Source organism: Labrys sp. F242, from assembly GCF_057813875.1.
The window spans coordinates 801,917-819,132 of the sequence record NZ_JBVASG010000001.1; the positions used below are offsets into that span (position 1 = coordinate 801,917).

The window sequence follows — 17,216 nt, forward strand, 5'->3', positions numbered from 1 at the left end:
GCCAGAGGCGACCTATCCGGTTGTCAGTGCAGATCAGATAGTCCGATCGGGTGTTCCAGTACCCATTTGTGATAGGGGCGCGTCTTACGTAGGCGGTTGCATGTTTTCATGGCAGTAATCAGAAGCGGCGTAGTGCAAAATTCATGCTTGTCTTGCAAAAGATCTTGATTGATAAGATTTGAGAGTTTACATCAGTGCGCAATTCGAAATTCGCGATTCCAAAGTTGCGAAGCGGATGTATGGCCTGCACTGCTGTTAATGAATGGCGCGGCAGTGTAGCCGGTGGTGAACATTTAGTTAAATCAGACCAAAAAAAGAAAGTCGATTTACCATGAGCGACGGATCCAACAACACCAACTTCATCGAGCTAGCGGCGGATATCGTCTCGGCCTATGTGAGCAACAATTCGGTTGCTGCATCGGACCTGCCTGGCTTGATCAATGAGGTCCATGGTGCTCTTCAGCGTATCACCAGCGGCGTGCAGGAAGTGCCGGCCGAGGCTCCCAAGCCGGCTGTTCCGATCAAGAAGTCGGTGACGGCTGACTACATCATCTGCCTCGAGGACGGTAAGAAGTTCAAGTCCCTGAAGCGTCATCTGCGCACGCAGTACAATATCTCGCCGGAAGAATACCGCGAGAAGTGGGCTCTGCCGGCTGACTATCCGATGGTCGCCCCCAACTATGCTCAGGCCCGCTCCAACCTGGCCAAGCAGATGGGCCTGGGGCAGCAGCGTCGCCGCAAGGGACGGTAATTTCGCTACGGCGATGCCGGAACGACAACAAGAGCCGGATGCCACGCATCCGGCTCTTGTTGTTTGAAGTATCTACAGCATCGTCCCGAAAGCCGGCGTCCACTTTTTGGCACGATGCTCTAGCAAGATGTTCGATGCGGAAGCGGTCAGGTCGTGACCAGCACCTGCCGGGCATCGCTGCGAATGCGTTCGACGAATGATTTCAGCCCGTTGGAACGCTGCGGCGTGAGATGTTCCTGAAGCTGCAGGTCGCGGAAGATTTCGAGCGCGTCGATGGCCAGGATCTCCGAGGCCGTGTGGCCGGCATAGACAGCGACCAGGATTGCCAACAGGCCGCGCACGATAAAGGCGTCGCTGTCGCACTGAAAGGTTGCGCGCCCATCCTTCCAATGGGTGACGAGCCAGACCTGGCTGACACAGCCCTGCACCTTGTTGGCCGCGGTCCGCGCCTCGTCCGGCAGGGGTTCGAGCGTCTTGCCGAGCTCGATCAGGTAGCGATAGCGATCTTCCCAATCGTCCAGGAGCTCGAAGTTTTCGATGATGGTGTCGATGTTCTGGCTGCTCATCTCCTTCATATAGGGGAGATGCCAGAGAAGAAAAAGCCTTCTCAGGGAATGGCCGGGCGCGGTGGCGGCAGGGCGGTAAAGCGCTGAGCAGCCGGGGCCGGGGCGGTGGCGACGTCGTCGCTCGGGCCGGCCAGCAAGCCACCGAGCTGCCTGGCACCGGCCAGGCCGGCGGCGCATTGCTGGGGACTGGTGGCGCAATAGGACAATGCCGCGCTGACAGCCTTGTCGGCCAAGGTACTGGCCGACAGTTTTGCCGAGGCTTGCCTGTCGTGCGGGGCCGGCGACGCCGGCAGCAGCAGGGCAACCACGGCAAGCCAGAACATCATGCGCAGAATGAAGAACACGTCATGGGCTCCCGATCGATGGCTAATTCTAGCATGAGCACCATCGACACGGGCGTGACGGACCGCACGGGCGGCGGCAAAGTGAAGGGATGGTTAACGCGCGGGCCGCCCTTGGTGAGGAATTGTTCACCATGTTTGGCACTTGGCCCGTCTGGAGGCCTTTCTAAGCACAGGAACGGCCTGGGAGGGCCGATCTCTTAGGGTTCGTTTAAAGGACGCGCTGCCATGGTCGACGGGTCATGTAGGGAGCGCGGCCACAGTGCCGTGCCGGGGCGTTGCGTCAGTTTGATTGGTTCATATCCGCCAAGGCATCCGTCGACCGTTTGGTCCACGGATCGGCGAAACACGATCCCTTGACAGCAGCCCGGCATGGTGCCTTCGTTGCCATGTTGTTGGGAGCGGCGCTGTTCGGCCTGACACTGGTGCCACCTTTCCTGGCTTTCTCGGGGGGGCCCAGCCTCGGCGTCGGTGGCGTCATGGTGCTGGTCGCTGCCTTTCTGGCCATCGTCTGGCGTCTGTCGGTCACCGGCCGTCTCGACGTCGCGGCGCTGTTGACCGTGCTTGCCGTGTGTGGCTTTGCCGGCGTGGTGGCCCGCCACAGCGGAGGCCATAGCGCGACCGCTTACGCCCTTCTTGCCATTGTGCCTGCCATTTCGCTGCTGACGGGTGCGCGCAATATCGTCATTCGTGCCATGGTGCTTGCCGGCCTGACGGCCATGGCAATAGCGCTGGCGGGAACCACGAACGCAGCGCCGCCGGCTCTTGCGGCCCGCTTCTTCGACGGATCGGGTGTCGTGCTCGCCCTTGCGGCCGTCGGTGGCATCGTGCTGATGGAATTGCGGCTGCGGCGTTACGACCGCCAGCTCGTGAAGTCCGGCGAGGCCCGCTATACCTTGCTGGCCGAGAATATCAGTGACCTCGTGACCCGGCATGGCAAGCGCGGCCAGGTCGTCTATGCCTCGCCGGCATCCCAGGCCCTGTTTGGCGCCGAACCGTCCGAACTGCTCGGCCAGGGCCTGTTCGACTATGTGCATATTGCCGACCGTCCCGCCTATCTGTCGGCGCTCTCCAGCGCCGAGATGGACGGTCTGGGCTCGACGGTCGAATTCCGCCTGCGCCGCAAGGGGGAGGGCGCGCCGGTCTTCCTGTGGGTGGAGATGCGCTGCCGACCGCTGGGCGAGGACGACGATCGCCAGACCGTTGCCGTCATGCAGGACATCACCGATCGCAAGGCCTATGAGCACCAGCTCATCGACGCCAAGATCGAGGCCGAGAAGGCCAACGCCGCCAAGAGCCGTTTCCTGGCCACGATGAGCCACGAGCTGCGCACGCCCCTCAACGCCATCATCGGCTTTTCGGAGCTGATGCTGAACGAGGAGATGATGAAGCTGTCGGCGGAGCGGCGGCATGAATATGCCGGTCTGATCCACGACAGCGGCCATCATCTGCTGTCGATGGTCAACGGCATTCTCGATATGTCGAAGATCGAGAGCGGCAGCTTCGAACTGGTGCCGGAATCCTTCCAGATCCGCGATCTCATCGAGAATTGCCGCAATATCCTGCTGCTGAAGGCGCAGGAACTCGGCATCTCCCTGGAGACGGCGATCGCGCCCGACATGCCGCCGATCATTGCCGACAAGCGCGCCTGCCGCCAGATCTACCTCAACCTGATGTCCAACGCGCTCAAGTTCACCAAGCGTGGAGGCCACGTCACCATCGGCGCGCGGCAGGAGAAATATGGCGTGGCTCTCTTCGTCGCCGATGACGGAGTGGGCGTGGCGCGCGAGGATGTGCCGCGGCTGGGCGAAGCTTTCTTCCAGTCGACCGCCGGCAAGCCATCCAAGGATTATGAACGTACTTATGAAGGCACGGGCCTCGGCCTCTCCGTCGTGAAGGGGCTCGCCCAGTTGCATGGCGGGGGCATGGAGGTCGACAGTCTGATCGGCCATGGCACCACCGTGACCGTGTCGCTGCCCTCCGATTGTGAAAGTGAGGCCTCCCGCCGCGCCTTCGCCAGTGGCGCCACCATTGAAACGCTGCCGGTACGTCCGGCGGCCCAAGATCATTTTGTTGAAGAAGAATTGGGGAAGAAGCGTGCGTGAAGCGTTAGCCCGTTCCGATCGCGATTTTCTGCTGTCGGATAAGGTCGAAGAGACCCCCTCGCGCTATGTCGGTGTCATGCGGGTGGTCCTGCAGCGTCCGGCCGAGGTTGCGGGTTTGGTCGTCATGGGCGGCCTCGGCCTGGCGATCCTGGTCAATGCGCTGGCTCTGCAGAACGGCACGCATACGTCTCCCTTCATCGCTCAGCGTGGCTCTGCCGCGTCGGCGCCCTCCGTGCCGGTGCCGCCCCAGGCACCCGCTGCAGGCGAGCGCAGTTCCGCCGATGCCGCGGCCCAGGATGCTGTCGCCGTGCTGCGCGACGTCCAGCTCGCGCTGGCGGAACGAGGACTCTATGACGGCTTGGCCGATGGCGTTCTCGGCCCCAAGACCACTGCGGCGATCCGCTCCTTCCAGCAGCATAACGGCATGCCGGTCGACGGCCAGTCCAGTCCTGCCCTGCTCACCAGGATCATCGCCAGTTCCAGCCCCTTGTTGACCACGGAGTCCGGGGCCACCGAAGCACCGCCGGCTCCGCCAGTGGATCAGATCGCCGCGCTCATCAATGGCGAGCCTGCGGCAACCGCTGGTCCCCAGCCCGACAAGCGCGTGCTGGGTGTGGAAAAGGCCCTAGCCAAGCAGGGTTACGGTCCTTTGAAGGTCGACGGTTTCATGGCCACTGATACGCGCAATGCCATTTCTCGTTTCGAGAAGGATCGCGGACTCCCCGTGACCGGCCAGATCTCGGCACGGCTGCTGCAGGAATTGGCCCGTTCCGGTACCAAGGTAGAATGAGCGCGCGTCTCAAATCCAGCCTGTTCGTCGCCGCCTATCTTCGCCGCGCCATGGTGGAAGGCGCCTTCGCCGCGCTACGTCAGCGCGGTTCGGAGGAGGCCGGAGCGATCTTCGTCAAGATCGACCATCTCGACGGCACCGCAGTGCTTTACGGGCCGGCACCGCAATCGCTCATCACCGAGGACGACGGCGTGCGCCGCTTCGTCCGTCTCACCCAAGCAGGTGCGACGCCGCTGGATGTCGAGACCCGATTGCAGCGCGAGTTCCGCTTCGATCCGGATCTCTGGGTGATCGAAGCGGAAGATCGCCAGGGCCGGCATTTTCTCGACCTTGCCGAGGAAAGCTGAGGCAGGCCCGCCCGGATTACCATTCTGCAATGTATCAAAACGTGATTCCGCAACCGACGGCTTTGGGTGCATAGTCCGGCCGAACTGCCGACGACGTCTTGCCGGACATCATGCCCAAAAGGCCTACGCCTATTTTGTTGGGCGCGTTTTGCCCGAAAAGGGCCATTTGGCCTTAATATCGCGCTCCGATGTGCAAAATCGCACATCGGAGTCACGCCGCAGTGACGGCGGGCGGTGTTTAGTGCGTACGTACACAGACTGTTAACTTTCCTTATCTGCTAATGCCGCAAAGCGAACGGAGTCTCGATTTCTGGTGCAATCTGCTGATAGGTCCCGCCATGAGCATCGTCCTGCCATTTCCCAAACACCCCCAAGCCCCGCGCCAACCGAGCGAGCACGAGGCACGCGAGCATAGTGCCGAAATCCTGTTCTTCACCGGTGTGCGCATCGAGCGCCACGTGGAAGACGATCGTCAGTCGCCCCAGCCTCGTCGTGGCACCGGTGGCGGAAAGCGCCATCGTAAGGCGTGAGTTCGAGCGACCATCTCGACCGAGCCGAGAGGACTCTCCTCGGGCTCGCCATCGCCGATGCGCTGGGCACCACACTGGAATTTTCAACCCGTGACAGCCAAACTCCCCTGACCGACATCGTCGGCGGTGGACCGTTCGCCCTTCCGGCAGGGGCCTGAACCGACGACACCTCCATGGCATTGTGTCTGGCGGCAAGTCTTCAGCAGCATAAACAACTCGATCCGCGGGACTGCATGAACCGTTTCGTCAATTGGTGGCGATACGGCCATCTGAGCGCGATCGGCGAATGCTTCGATATTGGCGGCGTGACCACGTCCGCACTGGCTAGATATGAGGCCAACGGCAACCCATTCGCTGGCCCGACTGCCCCCGATACCGCCGGCAATGGTTCCCTTGATGAGGCTTGTTCCCGTGGTCATCGCGGCCCGCGGGGATCGGCAGCGAGCCTTGCGGGATGCGGCCGACCAGTCTCGCCTGACCCACGGTGCCGAGGAGGCAGTCGAGGCCTGTGTCTATTTCGCGGATCTGCTCTTCGAGGCCCTGCACGGTGCCGAGCCGGCAATCGTGCTGCGGCCGAGGTGCTTGCCGGATGGGCTTCCCGAGCGGCTGCGGCGTTGCGCCGGCACGGATTGGCGGCTGGTGGGACGCGATGAGATTTCCTCCACTGGCTATGTCATGCACACGCTCGAGGCTGCCTTGTGGGCCGTCAGTCAGTCGACCTGCTTCAGAGAGGCCGTCGTGCATGCGGTCAACCTGGGAGGCGATGCCGATACGATCGGCGCCGTGACGGGCCAACTGGCCGGTGCTCTTCGGGGACGCAGCAACATCCCGCCTGCCTGGCAGCACAAGGTCTTGTGGGGCGACAGCATTATCGTGACTGCCCGTTCCCTCGCGCTCGACTGACAGAATGCTGGAAGGTCAGCGACAGCTTGCCGGCTCCAGTGCCCGTTCCACATCGGCCTGCTGCGTCGGTTCGGGGACGAGCGCGCGCACCACGATCAGACCCGTCGGTTCGGGCGCCTGAAGACGCAAGGCGACCGGTAGGTCGGGGCCTTGCTTGGCCCTGATCTCGGCAAGCTGGGCCAGCGTGAACAAGGTCATGTCGAGGGCGCCGTTTGCGCCCGCCCGGTCGGTCAGCGTGTAGAAATTGAGGCCTGCCGGCGTATAGAACGACACCGAGAGGAAGCCGGCATTCAGCGGCACATGCACATGAACTGGGCCATCGGCCAGGTCATAGCGGCAGAAGGCCGTCACGATAGCCGGATCCGGCAGTGGCAACGGGGTCTTATCGGGAGGCAGTACGACGAAACGTCCGAGCGGGGCGATCGCGCCTGCGCGTTGGAAGCCGGTCTGTCCGCTGAGGCGAGGCAAAGCGACGATCGTGGTCAGATGCACCACGACGCCGATGAGCAGCCCCGCAAGCGTCCATAACAGCCAGCGGATCACGTTTTGTCTCCAGTGGCGCAGTCGAGCCGCTCGATCGCTGGAACGGCAACGGCTCTCCCCGCGCCGAATTCGGTGGCGAGGCCCGTCGAGACGGGACTGTCGTAAAGACGAAGGACCAGGCTCATCGGACCGGGAGAGCTGGGCAACCAGTTGCCGGGCTGGCTATCGGGCGCCACGGCGACGGTGACCTTGCCTTCTTCGTCGCGCAGGACAGCAGCGCTGGTGAAACCAGCCCGGTTGCTGGGATTGCGCGCGAGATTGTCGGATCGGTCATAGAGAGTAATGGTCCACCAGCGCGCTTGGGGCAGCATGGCCGCAAGGCGATAGCGGCAGGCCCCGTCAAGCGCCCGCCCCTCCGAATCTTCCCGCGCGGTGAAGGCAAGGCCTTCGCCGGGGCCGAGCGGCAGGTCCCCGCTGCGAGCGATGCGGGCCCGGTTGTAGCGATCTGCTCCGAGTGGGTCGGTCAGGGGCCATGCGGTCCAGGGACCGAGACGCATGGCGCCGAGCTGGAAATCGGACCCGGTTGCCCACCAGGTGAGGCCAAGGCCCAAGACGCCACCGAGGGCAAGGGCGTAGACCAGCCCTATGATCGTGCCAAAGCCCTTCATTCGATCGCCGACACCGGCGCTGGGCGACGCATCTGGGCCGCCTGTTTGGCAGGGACGCGGTCGGCCTGCTCGATCAGGACGGCGACATCGCGCAAGATCTGTGTGGCGTTGCGGGTGAGAACCGGTGGCGCGGCGGGGGCCTCCTGGGCTGCGCCGGTGGCATCGGGCGCTGGCTGCTCCGCCTTGCTGGGTTGCTGCCCCGGCGGGAACGGGGCAACGCCGGGTATTTGCCTGATATCCACGCCTTGATGGGCCACGGCCATCACCTGCTGCCAGGTCATTGCGGGGAGCGAGCCACCGGTCATCTCATCCATGGGCTGGAAATTGTCATTGCCGAACCAGACTCCACCAATGAAATTGCCGGTAAAGCCCATGAACCAGGCGTCGCGGTAGGAATTGGTGGTGCCGGTTTTGCCGGCCACCTTGATGCCAGGCAACTGGGCCCGCTTGGCCGTGCCGTTTTCGACCACGCTGTTGAGCATGCCGTTCATGTCGGCGATCACTTTGGGATCGATCACCACCGGGTCCTCGCGGGCGGGATCGAACTTATGGAGAAGGTCGCCCTTGGCATTGCGGATCTCCAGCGCGGCATGGGGAGGCGCCTTGTGCCCGCCGGAGGAGAAAACGCCGTAGGCGCCGGTCATCTCCAGAAGGTTGACGGCCTCGACCCCGATGGGCAAGGCCCAGGACTCCTTGAGCTCCGTCTCGATGCCCATGGTTCGCGCCGTCTCGATGATCATGCGCCGGCCATCGGCGGCGCTCTTGCTGAGGGCCAGGGAAATCTTGACCGGGATGACGTTGATCGAGCGGGTAATGGCCTGCGTCAGCGTGATCGGGCCGGAGAATTTGTGGCCGAAATTCTGGGGACACCAGTTCCGTATGCAGACAGGCGAATCCACCACGATGGATTTGGGCGTGAAGCCGTTCATCAGGGCGGTGGCATAGACGAAAGGCTTGAAGGAGGAACCGGGCTGGCGCAACGCGTCCGTGGCGCGGTTGAACTGGCTCTGGCTGTAATCGCGCCCGCCCACCATCGCGCGGACGGCCCCGTCGGGCTCCATGATCACGATGGCGCCCTGGTGCACGTTATAGTCCTTGCCATATTGGCGCAGGTTCGATTCCAGGGCGTTTTCCGCGGCGGCCTGAATGGCGGGATCCAGCGCGGTGCGCACGACGAAGACGGATTCGCTGCTCAAAGCGCCGTCATCGGCGAGATCGGCGATTTCGCCATAGGCCCAATCGAGATAATAGTCGGGGGCCTTCTCGCGCGCCCGGTCGACCGGCGTCGCCGGATTGCGGCGGGCGCCGGAAACCTGGCCCTCGGTCATGAAGCCGGCATCCACGAGATTGGAGAGCACCTGATTGGCGCGCCCGCGGGCAGCCGCCAGATTGTTGGTCGGCGCGTATTTGGTCGGCGCCTTGAACAAGCCCGCCAGCATGGCGGCTTCCGCAAGGGAGACGTCGCGCACCGACTTGCCGAAATAATATTGCGCGGCCGCCTCGATGCCGAAGGCGCCGCCGCCCATATAGGCGCGGTCGAGATAGAGCTTGAGAATCTCGTCCTTGCTCAGATGCCCCTCGAGCCAGAGCGCCAGATAGGCCTCGCGGATCTTGCGCTCCAGCGTGCGCTGGTTGGACAGGAAGAGATTCTTGGCGAGCTGCTGGGTGATCGAGGAACCGCCCTGCACCACGCCGCTTGCCTGGCTGTTGACGGTGAGTGCGCGCATGGTGCCGATGACATCGATGCCGAAATGATCGTAGAAGCGCCGATCCTCGGTGGCGAGCACGGCCTTGATGACATAATCAGGCATATCGGCCAGTGCCACGCTGTCATTGCTGCGGATGCCACGCTGGCCGACGATGGTGCCGTAGCGATCCTCGAAAGTGACGGCGATGTCGGCGCGGCGCAGCCAGTCGTCGCCGATCTGGCGGATTGCCGGCTGCATCAGCATCAGGCCGAAAATCAGGCCGGCAGTGCCGAGGGTCAGCCCCTCGCAGCCGACTTCCACCAGCAGCCGGCGCCAGCCCGAGACCTGAAATCTGTTCGAGATGTCGGAGCCGCGCTCGATCCCGGCCCGCACTTTCTGCCACGACGCGTAGACGGCGTTGTCGAGCCACGAGTCCAGACGAAGGGCGGCGCGGCTCAGGCGCTTTCGAAAGGACGGCTCTGGCTTGCGTTCAGGCACGATGGAACCAACCGGTACGCGAAAGACGTCGGGACAACCAGTCTAACCCCCGGTCGCCGATCCTGAAAGGCCTGCAATTTCACCGCCGCGATTTTCCGCTGGCATGGCAAACAACATGGCCTGCAGAATTAATTTCTCATCGCTGTCGGAACCATCCGCGCTGCATCGTCCTTGGGGCAAGTCCGCAAAACCTGGCCCATCAAAACCTGGCCCATGAGGAGGGAAGACCATGACTGAGATCGCCCCGCACGGCATGAACGTCCTGTCACCGCATCTCATCTGTGACGGCGCCGCCGATGCCATCGAGTTCTACAAGAAAGCCTTCGGTGCCGAAGAGATGATCCGCCTGCCCGGACCGGACGGTAAGCTGATGCATGCCTCGATCAAGGTCTGCGGCTGCTCCGTCATGCTGGTCGATGAGAACAAGAATTATGGCATGCTCTCGCCCAAGACCCTCAACGGCTCGCCGGTGACCCTCCATCTCTTCGTCGCCGATGTCGATGCCTTCGTCGCCCGCGCGGTCGAAGCGGGGGCCGAGGTGGCGATGCCGGTGCAGGACATGTTCTGGGGCGACCGCTACGGCGTGATCAAGGATCCCTTCGGGCATCATTGGTCGATCGCTACCCATCAGCGCGATCTCACCGCCGCGGAAATCGAGGAGGGCATGCGCAAGATGGCCTGCTGAAGCGCCTTGCGCCTCCAGCAGCTATCCTCGAAGGGTGACTCGGGCCGGCTGTTCGGCTATGGCAACGGCGATGGAACAGCCTTCGAAGCCTTTCTGGAAAACCAAGCCGCTGGAGGCGCTCTCGCCAGAGGAGTGGGAGAGCCTTTGCGATGGCTGCGGCCGCTGCTGCCTGGTCAAGCTGGAGGAAGAGGAAACCGGCGACACCTATTTCACCGATGTCGCCTGCTTCATGCTCGAATGCCATAGCTGCCAATGTTCGGATTACGAGCACCGCAAGCGCCATGTTCCCGATTGTGTCACGCTGACGCCCGAACTGGTGCGCACCATCGATTGGCTGCCGCCGACCTGTGCCTATCGGCTGGTTGCTGATGGCGAGGATCTCTATTGGTGGCATCCGCTGGTTTCGGGCGACCCCGACACCGTGCACCAGGCCAAGGTCTCGGTTCGCGGCAAGGTCAAGGCCGACGACAAGCAGGTGGGCGAGGGCGAGTGGGAAGAGCATGTGGTGCGCTGGCCAGCGCGCGTACCCAAGGCCGCCCGTAGGCGCTGAAGCCGGTCCTGCAAGCCGTTTCGACGCCATAGAGCCAGACTCGTCAGGATGGAGCTCCTGCAGCCCTATCTTCCCGCGAAGGTGGCGGACCCCGTTCAAGCGAGCCGACATGCGTGGGATCTCACGGACGAGGGACTCTGCCGGCCCGGCGTAGGCAAACATGGGTGCGCGGAGATCCTGGGAATTGCCCCACTCGCGCAGCATTCCAGCAACACAGCACGATTATCTTGGCGTCATTCAACAGGAGTTGCGGGATGGAAACGCTTGTCGACATCGGCTCTGCTGCCGTTCTTATGATCTTGGCGGGCATGATCTTGCATGTTGCCCTATCCATGCCGGTTTGAGATCGCACGAATACTAAGTTTACTCTTTGGTAAACATGTTTTGCCGGGAAGCGGAGTTTGTGCGTTTTCGCACGGAACGAATGCGCGCGCGGTGTTCGAAATAGCGCGTGATGAACATCAGATTCGGGGGAAGATTGATGACACGCGCACAACTGGTTCTGGATCGTCCTGAGCGGCTGTCGGGCTTCGGCCGGGTGACTCCTACGGCGGCTGGACGGCATCTGAGTTTTGCGATTTCGACCCTGTCCTTCGTCGTGATCGCCGCTTCCGCGTTGTTCCTCGCCTCGTTTTTCTAGGCGCAGCCCATGTCACTTCGTCTTCCAAGCCTAGGTCCTGGAATTGCGACCCAGGGAAGAAAGCGTTTGCCTGGTGATCGCCCGTTCGCTACCGGGCTGCTGTTTCGGTGATCCCCAGAGCCGGTCTCGTGGTCATATCATATGTATTAAATGTGACATGCTGGTAGGGCATATCGCTCCCCGCATGTATTGAGCCTATGCGTCGGGAATGGCTGCGGCTGACCGCCGAGAGAGGCATCTCAATGCAGCGCCGGGGCGTGCCGGTCACGTCCTCCGAGCTTATTGCCCGATCAGCCGAAGGTCCGTGTCTTGAAATTCGTCGAAACCTTTACCCTCTATCCGTTTCTCGACACGGTGGTGAGTCTGTTCAGCGCCTTCGTTTTCGGCACTCTCATCGGGGCGGAGCGCCAATATCGCCAGCGCACGGCAGGTTTGCGGACCAATGTGCTCGTAGCGTTGGGAGCGGCCGCTTTCGTCGATCTGGCCATGCGCATCGCTGGCCCGCAAGAGGCCGTCAAAGTCATCTCCTATGTCGTGTCCGGCATTGGTTTCCTGGGCGCGGGCGTGATCATGAAGGAGGGCATGAATGTCCGCGGCCTGAACACGGCGGCGACGCTGTGGTGCTCGGCTGCGGTCGGAGCCTGCACGGGGGCGGACATGGTGGCGGAGGGCGTGCTGCTGACGCTCTTCGTCATTGCCGGCAATACGTTGTTGCGCCCGCTGGTCAATGCCATCAATCGCATCCCGATCAATGCGCAGCGTTCCGAAGCAATCTATGAAGTGCGGGTGACCACCAGCCGGGCTTCGGTTCCCGCCATCCGCGAACTCTTGGTGGAGCATCTGGAGGCCGCGCAATATCCCGTCGGTGATGTCGAGCTGTTCGATCGGGGTGACGACATGGCCGAGGTGGTCGCTACCCTCGTCAGCACGGCGGTCGATCCCAAGGAGCTCGACGGTGTCGTTGCCCATCTCGAGCGCGAACATGGGGTTTCCCATGCGACCTGGGAAAGCAGCACGCAGGAATGAAGGTCAGCGAGGAGGCGCAGGAACGGTGGCGGAATCTGAGATCGCTATCCGGCAAACACGCGCAATGGCCATCACGGCTATTGGAAGCGCACGGGTGAGCCAGCCCTGTCGGCCATGGTCTCGATGAAGGAGCGATAGGCCGAGACGGCGGTAACGGCGGTGATCGTGCCGCAATCGCGCCCCTTGCCGCCCATCACGGCCGAGATCACGCCGACCAGCACGTAGTTTGTGCCCTGGCGCTGGAACACCGGCCCACCCGAATCGCCCCGGCAGATGCCGTTGTTGTTGACGGTGCGGCGGGTCGCCTTGTGATCGATCAGGAAGAGCTGGTGGGATTTGCTGTCGATCTGGTCCAGCATGTCGAAGCGCCGTTCGCGCAGCTTGCCGGCGCTGCTGACCACGCGATCGCGGCTCATACCGAAGCCGGCGACCTGCACGTCGACGAAGCTGCCATCATCGGCGATGCGCGAGGCCAGCGGCACGGGTACCAGCCAATCGGGAAATTCATGGTCGACCCGGATCAGGGCGATGTCGTTGATGGCCGCCGAGGTGCCGAGCGCCGTGACGTCGAATTGAGGATGGATGGCCACCTGTGTCGCCTCGGCGAAGCGGAAGCGGAACTGGGTATCGAGGGCACGGATGCGATAGTCGCCATGCCCGCTCAGAAAACAATGAGCGGCCGTCAGCACCAGCTTGCGGGAGATCACCGTGCCGCTGCATTTGGTGCCGCTCGGCCCCGTGATTTGCACGACATGGCTGCGGACGCCCGTGGGATCGGTGACGTCGCGACCGCCTTTGATCGCCAGGGCTGGCATGGTGAAGGCCACAAGGGACATGACAGCGACGGCGAGGCGGGTTTTCATCATGGCTAAGCTGTAGAGCATTTCCAACCAAAACCAAATTGTTGCGCGCCCAAGCGGCTTCCTGCCAATCGAGCCTCAAGCTCGATCGCAAAGAAGCTGCAGGATCTCAAACGCGTGGTCACGGCAGGGAGGCCCCCATCCGCGCCGCACTGCTTCGTATCCAGGGCAGGGCGGTGCCGAGCAGGGCTACACCCGTCATGCCGCCGCAGCCCCGGCCGCTATTGGCGCCCACGGCGGAAGCGAGTACGCCGACAAGCATGCCCTCGCGCAACACCGGACCGCCCGAATCGCCCTGGCAGGCGCCACCGAGCCCGCTGCCCTCACGCAGGCGCAACTGCACCCTGGAGATGGGCGGGGCTCCCTCCAGCGCGATCTCGCGCAGGACGCCGCCGCTCTTGCCGGCATTCTGGGCGGTCAGGCCGAAACCGGCGACGCGATACACCGCACCCGCAATGCCCGCTTCGGCGGCAAGCGGAAGCGGGGCGTAGCCGGCCAGGGGCGCGTCAAGCTTCACCAGAGCGAGATCGATGGTGAAATGCCGCTTATCATAGGCCTTGGCATCGAACTGAGGGTGAACAGCCACATTGCCGAGCGGCGAGAGCACCGGCTTGCCGGCCTGATAGGTCAGCAAGCGGTAATTGGCGCCCTTGCGCACGCAATGGCCTGCCGTCAGCAGGAGATCGGGTGCGATGACGCTGGCCGAGCAGAAACTGCCGCGATCGGAGACGATCATCACGACGTGACGGGCCATGTCGGCCGCTGCTGGCGTACCGCCGACGATGGCGTAGGCCGGTGGCGATGATGCGAGAGCCATGGCCAAGACCAAAAGGCTCGCGGCGAGCGAGCGCAGGGCCAGGATCGACATCGGTATCAGTACGCGTGACCGACCCGACCCGCGCGTGAACCAGTCTGCGCCCGGTGGATTGACAGGGCGCTCCTGCTGGCGGAAGGCGGAATTGAGCATTACGTTCATGCCGTGTTCAGAGGCCCTGCAGAATGATGATGATGGCTCGAATCGAGGGGAATCACGGCAGAATCTAGAGCAAGGCGCGCCAAGCGGAAATGCTGCTTTGTTCTAACTCCTTGTTTCGGCGCGTTTTTGTATTTATCCGCATGAGGCGACCATATCGCAGAGCGCTATAGCAGAAGGATGAGGATGGGGCGGATATCTTCCTTGGTGATGGTCTTGGCTCTGGGACTTGGGTGGTTTGGCGCGATGCAGCCGGCAATGGCCGCTTGCGTCAGCCTCAGCGAGGCACGCCCGCTCGTGAAGTCTGGTACGATCGTGCCTCTTCTTTCGGCATTGGGGGCGGCTCGACGTGCTGTAAAGGGGGAAATGATAGACGGCAATTTATGTGGAGACCCTGGCAATTACCGCTATGTCGTCACATTTCTGGGGACCGATGGGCGGGTTATGAGAGCGACGATCAACGCCAAGACCGGCGAAGTCGTGGGTGTGAAGTAAAGGAATACCGATGCGGCTTCTCGTGGTCGAGGACGATCAGGATCTCAACCGCCAACTCGTCAAGGCGCTTGAGGAGGCAGGCTACGCCGTTGACCGGGCCTTCGATGGCGAGGAAGGCCATTTCCTCGGTGATACCGAACCTTATGATGCCGTGGTGCTCGATGTCGGCCTGCCCAAGCTCGATGGCATCACAGTGCTCGATCGCTGGCGCCGCGCCGGCAAGGTGATGCCCGTCCTGATCCTGACCGCTCGGGATCGCTGGTCCGACAAGGTGATGGGCTTCGATTCAGGTGCGGATGATTACGTCGCCAAGCCCTTCCACATGGAGGAGGTCCTGGCCCGTCTTCGGGCGCTCATCCGCCGTACCACCGGCCACGCCACCAACGAACTGGTCTGCGGTCCCGTCCGCCTCGATGCCCGCGCCGGCCGTGTCGTGGTCGACGGCAATCCGATCAAGCTCACCTCGCACGAATATCGCCTGCTGGCCTATCTGATGCACTATACCGGGCGCGTCGTCTCGCGCACCGAATTGGTCGAACATCTCTACGACCAGGATTTCGACCGCGATTCCAATACGATCGAAGTGTTCGTCGGTCGCCTGCGCAAGAAATTGGGTGTGGATGTGATCCAGACCGTGCGGGGCATGGGCTATATACTCACACCACCGGACGCCATGCGCGTATGACCACGCGTTCGCTGGCCTTCCGCCTCTTCGTCGCCGCCGCGGCCTGGGTGGTGGTGGTGCTGGTGGTGGCGGGCGTGGTGCTCTCGTCCGTCTACCAGCATGCGACCGAGCGTTCCTTCGACGAACGCCTGCATGTCTATCTCAAGACGCTGGTGGCTGACATCGCCGGCGCCGATGTGGGTGACCGCACGGCGCCCGGCGCCATGGGCGAGCCGCGTTTCGAATTGCCGCTGTCGGGTTGGTACTGGCAGATCAACCGCCTCGACAAGCCGGCTTCCAACGGCTCCAAATCGCTGTTCGAGGCAACTCTGCCCAGCCTGGACGATCCGAATACGCCCGACGAGCCCAGCGGTGTCCGCGAGGGCTACATCAAGGGCCCGGACGATCGCCGGCTGCGCGCCGTCGAGCGCCTCATCGATCTCGGCGAGGATGGCCGCTACCGGGTGACCCTGGCGGGCCCTGCCGACGAGATCGACAGTGCCATTTCCGACTTTCAATATTCGCTGCTGCTGACCTTCACAGCACTTGGGGTCGGACTGCTCGCCGCCATTTTGCTACAGGTGCGCTTCGGCCTCAGGCCGCTTTCGCGCATCAGCGGTGCGCTGGCCCGCATGCGTACCGGCGAGGCGGCCAAGCTGCCACCCGACCTGCCCGACGAGATCGTGCCGCTCGCGCGTGAGCTGGATGCCCTGGTCGATGCCAACCGCGAGGTGGTCGAACGGGCGCGTACCCATGTCGGCAATCTCGCCCATGCCTTGAAGACGCCGTTGTCGGTGATCGCCAATGAGGCGGGCGCGGCGCCGGCGGGCGCGCTGGCCGAACAGGTCGGCCGGCAGGTCAGCGTGATGCGCAAGCAGATCGATCATCATCTCCAGCGCGCGCGTATCGCCGCAGCCGTCAGCGTGGTCGGAACGGTGACCGAGATCGTGCCGGTGATCGAGGGGCTGGTCCGGGCCATGGAGAAAATCCATGCCGTCAAGCGCCTGAAGATCAAGGTGCAGGTCGATCCAGCGTTGCGTTTCCGCGGCGAAAAGCAGGACATCGAGGAGATGACAGGCAATCTCATCGACAATGCCTGCAAATGGGCGATCAGCGAGGTCATGATCCAGGCCGAGGCCTTTCACCTGGATGGCGTCCTGTTCGCCCGCATCGTCATCGACGACGACGGGCCGGGCCTGTCTCCCGAGAAACGCGCCGAGGTCGGCCAGCGCGGCAAGCGGCTTGACGAAACCAAGCCGGGTACCGGCCTCGGTCTTGCCATCGTGCAGGATCTTGTCTCGCTCTATGGCGGTCGCTTCAATCTCGACGAAGCACCGATCGGCGGTCTGCGGGCCATTCTCGATATTCCCGCCCTTCAGGGATCGGCGCCGCCACCCGGCGCCCGGCCTTCCTCGCGGAGCGGCGAGGGGGCGACAGTCTAGCCCCCCGCGGCCCGCACGGGCACCGAAGCGGTTCACTTTCTCGTAACGTTCGGAACAGCAGGGTCTTGCGACACCGTGAGACGGTTGGCGCGGGGCGTTTTTGCGTGTAAGGCTGCCGACAGTATCCGCTCAGGGCGTTTTGCGATTTGATGGGATCAGCTCGAATCGCAAGAGGCGTCGAAAAAGGGAGTTGGAGCAGATGAGTGTTCAG

The 17,216-nt window shown here is 62.9% G+C and carries 20 protein-coding genes and 1 pseudogene; 14 read left to right on the top strand and 7 right to left on the bottom strand.

Translation table 11 applies throughout. The features are described 5' to 3' along the window. Positions 1–331 precede the first annotated feature (331 nt). Entirely contained in the window at positions 332–751 is a 420-nt protein-coding gene (locus tag ACZYTC_RS03755; RefSeq protein WP_068288823.1) for a Ros/MucR family transcriptional regulator, read from the top strand. A 146-nt stretch (positions 752–897) separates the two neighbouring features. Here the strand turns inward: ACZYTC_RS03755 and ACZYTC_RS03760 are convergent, their stop codons facing one another. Together ACZYTC_RS03760 and ACZYTC_RS03765 are read right to left on the bottom strand one after the other, a co-directional pair. Next, positions 898–1,317, bottom strand: a complete 420-nt coding sequence (locus ACZYTC_RS03760; protein WP_488988939.1) for a SufE family protein — start codon at positions 1,315–1,317, stop codon at positions 898–900. Positions 1,318–1,358: 41 nt separating this feature from the next. After that, entirely contained in the window at positions 1,359–1,661 is a 303-nt protein-coding gene (locus ACZYTC_RS03765) for a hypothetical protein (protein WP_488988940.1), read from the bottom strand. A 353-nt stretch (positions 1,662–2,014) separates the two neighbouring features. Here ACZYTC_RS03765 and ACZYTC_RS03770 point away from each other — a divergent pair, with 353 nt between their 5' ends. The 6 genes and pseudogenes from ACZYTC_RS03770 (at position 2,015) to ACZYTC_RS03795 (ending at position 6,333) form a co-directional block, all read left to right on the top strand. Further along, positions 2,015–3,763, top strand: coding sequence for a PAS domain-containing sensor histidine kinase (locus ACZYTC_RS03770; RefSeq protein ID WP_488988941.1), 1,749 nt, complete (start codon positions 2,015–2,017; stop codon positions 3,761–3,763). Next, the gene (locus ACZYTC_RS03775; RefSeq protein ID WP_488988942.1) at positions 3,756–4,553 is read left to right on the top strand and encodes a peptidoglycan-binding domain-containing protein; all 798 of its coding nucleotides are present in this window, start codon (positions 3,756–3,758) and stop codon (positions 4,551–4,553) included. The genes ACZYTC_RS03770 and ACZYTC_RS03775 overlap by 8 nt, the downstream gene beginning before the upstream one ends. Beyond that, positions 4,550–4,900 (top strand): DUF1491 family protein, encoded by a 351-nt coding sequence (locus tag ACZYTC_RS03780; RefSeq protein ID WP_434957337.1) that lies wholly within the window; start codon positions 4,550–4,552, stop codon positions 4,898–4,900. Before ACZYTC_RS03775 ends, ACZYTC_RS03780 begins: the two co-directional genes overlap by 4 nt. A 338-nt stretch (positions 4,901–5,238) precedes the next feature. Further along, positions 5,239–5,430, top strand: a complete 192-nt coding sequence (locus ACZYTC_RS03785; protein ID WP_434957336.1) for a hypothetical protein — start codon at positions 5,239–5,241, stop codon at positions 5,428–5,430. Further along, positions 5,427–5,750 (top strand): annotated as a pseudogene (locus ACZYTC_RS03790) (ADP-ribosylglycohydrolase family protein); the annotation flags it as partial. The gene ACZYTC_RS03785 and the pseudogene ACZYTC_RS03790, both read left to right, overlap by 4 nt. Before the next feature lie 76 nt (positions 5,751–5,826). Continuing rightward, the gene (locus ACZYTC_RS03795; RefSeq protein WP_488988943.1) at positions 5,827–6,333 is read left to right on the top strand and encodes an ADP-ribosylglycohydrolase family protein; all 507 of its coding nucleotides are present in this window, start codon (positions 5,827–5,829) and stop codon (positions 6,331–6,333) included. A gap of 15 nt (positions 6,334–6,348) precedes the next feature. Here ACZYTC_RS03795 and ACZYTC_RS03800 read toward each other — a convergent pair whose 3' ends face one another. Genes ACZYTC_RS03800 through ACZYTC_RS03810 form a run of 3 tightly spaced genes read right to left on the bottom strand, consistent with a single transcriptional unit; the run spans position 6,349 to position 9,670 of the window. Next, positions 6,349–6,876, bottom strand: coding sequence for a DUF1254 domain-containing protein (locus ACZYTC_RS03800; RefSeq protein WP_441772045.1), 528 nt, complete (start codon positions 6,874–6,876; stop codon positions 6,349–6,351). After that, positions 6,873–7,484 carry a DUF1214 domain-containing protein gene (locus tag ACZYTC_RS03805; RefSeq protein WP_441772044.1) on the bottom strand — a complete coding sequence of 204 codons (612 nt, stop codon included), beginning with the start codon at positions 7,482–7,484 and terminating at the stop codon, positions 6,873–6,875. Before ACZYTC_RS03805 ends, ACZYTC_RS03800 begins: the two co-directional genes overlap by 4 nt. Beyond that, the gene (locus ACZYTC_RS03810; RefSeq protein WP_441772043.1) at positions 7,481–9,670 is read right to left on the bottom strand and encodes a transglycosylase domain-containing protein; all 2,190 of its coding nucleotides are present in this window, start codon (positions 9,668–9,670) and stop codon (positions 7,481–7,483) included. The genes ACZYTC_RS03805 and ACZYTC_RS03810 overlap by 4 nt, the downstream gene beginning before the upstream one ends. 229 nt (positions 9,671–9,899) lie before the next feature. Between ACZYTC_RS03810 and ACZYTC_RS03815 the strand changes: the two genes are divergently transcribed. From ACZYTC_RS03815 to ACZYTC_RS03830, 4 genes are all read left to right on the top strand, one after another. After that, positions 9,900–10,355, top strand: a complete 456-nt coding sequence (locus ACZYTC_RS03815; protein ID WP_434957329.1) for a VOC family protein — start codon at positions 9,900–9,902, stop codon at positions 10,353–10,355. A 58-nt stretch (positions 10,356–10,413) separates the two neighbouring features. Continuing rightward, positions 10,414–10,905, top strand: coding sequence for a YcgN family cysteine cluster protein (locus ACZYTC_RS03820; protein ID WP_441772042.1), 492 nt, complete (start codon positions 10,414–10,416; stop codon positions 10,903–10,905). A gap of 481 nt (positions 10,906–11,386) precedes the next feature. After that, complete coding sequence (locus ACZYTC_RS03825) at positions 11,387–11,545, top strand: hypothetical protein (protein WP_434957327.1); 159 nt, start codon at positions 11,387–11,389, stop codon at positions 11,543–11,545. Positions 11,546–11,854: 309 nt separating this feature from the next. Beyond that, positions 11,855–12,571, top strand: coding sequence for an MgtC/SapB family protein (locus tag ACZYTC_RS03830; RefSeq protein WP_488988944.1), 717 nt, complete (start codon positions 11,855–11,857; stop codon positions 12,569–12,571). Between the two features lie 77 nt (positions 12,572–12,648). Here ACZYTC_RS03830 and ACZYTC_RS03835 read toward each other — a convergent pair whose 3' ends face one another. Continuing rightward, positions 12,649–13,437, bottom strand: a complete 789-nt coding sequence (locus ACZYTC_RS03835; protein ID WP_434957325.1) for a S1 family peptidase — start codon at positions 13,435–13,437, stop codon at positions 12,649–12,651. A gap of 115 nt (positions 13,438–13,552) precedes the next feature. Then, a complete protein-coding gene (locus ACZYTC_RS03840; protein WP_488988945.1) occupies positions 13,553–14,407 on the bottom strand; it encodes a S1 family peptidase in 855 nt (284 codons plus the stop codon). Positions 14,408–14,608: 201 nt separating this feature from the next. On the opposite strand from ACZYTC_RS03840, the gene ACZYTC_RS03845 reads away from it, so the two are divergent. Genes ACZYTC_RS03845 through ACZYTC_RS03855 form a run of 3 tightly spaced genes read left to right on the top strand, consistent with a single transcriptional unit; the run spans position 14,609 to position 17,005 of the window. After that, positions 14,609–14,899 carry a PepSY domain-containing protein gene (locus ACZYTC_RS03845; RefSeq protein WP_488988946.1) on the top strand — a complete coding sequence of 97 codons (291 nt, stop codon included), beginning with the start codon at positions 14,609–14,611 and terminating at the stop codon, positions 14,897–14,899. Between the two features lie 10 nt (positions 14,900–14,909). After that, on the top strand, positions 14,910–15,584 hold the full coding sequence (locus ACZYTC_RS03850) for a response regulator transcription factor (RefSeq protein WP_068296769.1): 675 nt from the start codon (positions 14,910–14,912) through the stop codon (positions 15,582–15,584). Then, positions 15,581–17,005, top strand: a complete 1,425-nt coding sequence (locus ACZYTC_RS03855) for a sensor histidine kinase (RefSeq protein ID WP_454814913.1) — start codon at positions 15,581–15,583, stop codon at positions 17,003–17,005. Before ACZYTC_RS03850 ends, ACZYTC_RS03855 begins: the two co-directional genes overlap by 4 nt. Positions 17,006–17,216 lie beyond the last annotated feature (211 nt).